The sequence below is a fragment of the Candidatus Viridilinea mediisalina genome, from assembly GCF_002532535.1.
Taxonomy (GTDB): Bacteria; Chloroflexota; Chloroflexia; order Chloroflexales; family Chloroflexaceae; genus Viridilinea; species Viridilinea mediisalina.
Genome location: NZ_NQWI01000274.1, coordinates 1 through 1,485 on the forward strand (window position 1 = coordinate 1; position 1,485 = coordinate 1,485).

Sequence of the window (1,485 nt, forward strand, 5' to 3'; positions counted from 1 at the left end):
CACACGCTGGAGTGCCGGCTTTAGCCGGCTAAAGCCGGCACTCCAACACCAGTTCATAGACTTTTCAGACAGCCTCTACGCGAATCTTAAGCAGCCCATAACCTCTTGCTAACCTTCATGTAATGAGCGCCTAACGTCACTAGGTTAGGCTCAGGGTATACGGTTAGGTTAGGAGGATGTATGCGGGTTGCCCTCGTGTGTGAGACCTTTCTGCCCGATGTGAATGGCGTTACCACAACGCTCTGTCGGCTGTTGGAACATCTGCAACAAGCTGGGCACCAGGCGCTCCTCTTTGCCCCTCAGGGGGCACCGTCGGCGTATGCGGGGGCACAGGTGATCCCTTTGGGCGGCATGCCGCTGCCGATCTACCCAGAGGTGAAGGTGACGCCTCCACAACCTGGCTTTACGGCCCACTTGCGCGCCTTTCGGCCCGATCTGGTGCATCTGGTTGGCCCGGTTGTGGCTGGTGCGGTCGTTCCCTATGTGGCCCGCAATCTGCGCTTGCCCATTGTTGGTTCGTACCACACCGATTTTGGTGCCTATAGTCACCACTACGGCTTTGGCTTCTTGCGTGAAGGCGTCAACGCTTGGTTGCGCTGGATTCATAATCGCTGCCAGATCACGCTCTGCCCTTCAACCCATACGCTGCATATGCTGCGCCAGTTTGGTTTTCGACGCTTGCGTATCTGGGGGCGTGGAGTGGATACAGAACGCTTCCATCCCCGCCACCGCAGCATGGCTTGGCGTGAGGCTCTTGGCGTTGGTTCAGACAAAACCCTGCTGCTCTATGTGGGTCGGCTTGCTGCCGAAAAGCGCCTTGCGCTGCTGCCCGATGCACTGCGTGGCCTCGCCAACACCCATATGGTCTTGGTGGGCGATGGCCCCTTCCGCAGCGAGCTTGAGCGACGTTGCACCGGTTTGCCTGTGAGTTTTACTGGCTACCTCAAAGGACAAGAACTGGCCACCGCCTACGCCTCGGCTGATGGGTTTGTCTTCCCTTCCGATACCGACACCTTTGGCCAAGTCGTTCAAGAGGCTATGGCCTCTGGTTTGCCTGTGGTCGGAGCGCGGAGCGGTGGTACGCTCGATCTGGTACGCCAAGGCGAAACGGGCCTGCTCTTTACCCCAGGGGTCGTGACTGATCTGCGGGCTCGTCTACGCCAACTCGTTGCCGACCCTGACACCCGCAACCGCATGGGCAGCGCCGGGCGACGTGCTGCCGAGGGGCGGGCCTGGCCTGTGGTGCTGAATGAGTTGATGCGCTACTATCGGGTTCTTGCGGAGAAGCGCAGGTTTGCACGACGATAGAGGTTTTACAGAGATACAGAGGTTTTCACCACAGAGGCACAGAGAGCACAGAGATGCGGGAGACAAAGCAATCACTGTATTATCCCAATTACCATTGAACAGGCCGCATGCCTAATGACATTCAAGCGCATTGAGACGCCATGTCCGGCTATCGGCTATCGGCTATCGGATTTGGTA

General features: G+C 58.1%; 1 protein-coding gene. It reads left to right on the plus strand.

The window, feature by feature from the left end:
• The first annotated feature begins 180 nt into the window (after positions 1-180).
• Entirely contained in the window at positions 181-1,308 is a 1,128-nt protein-coding gene (locus CJ255_RS21950) for a glycosyltransferase family 4 protein (RefSeq protein WP_097646196.1), read from the plus strand.
• The last annotated feature ends 177 nt before the right edge of the window (positions 1,309-1,485 follow it).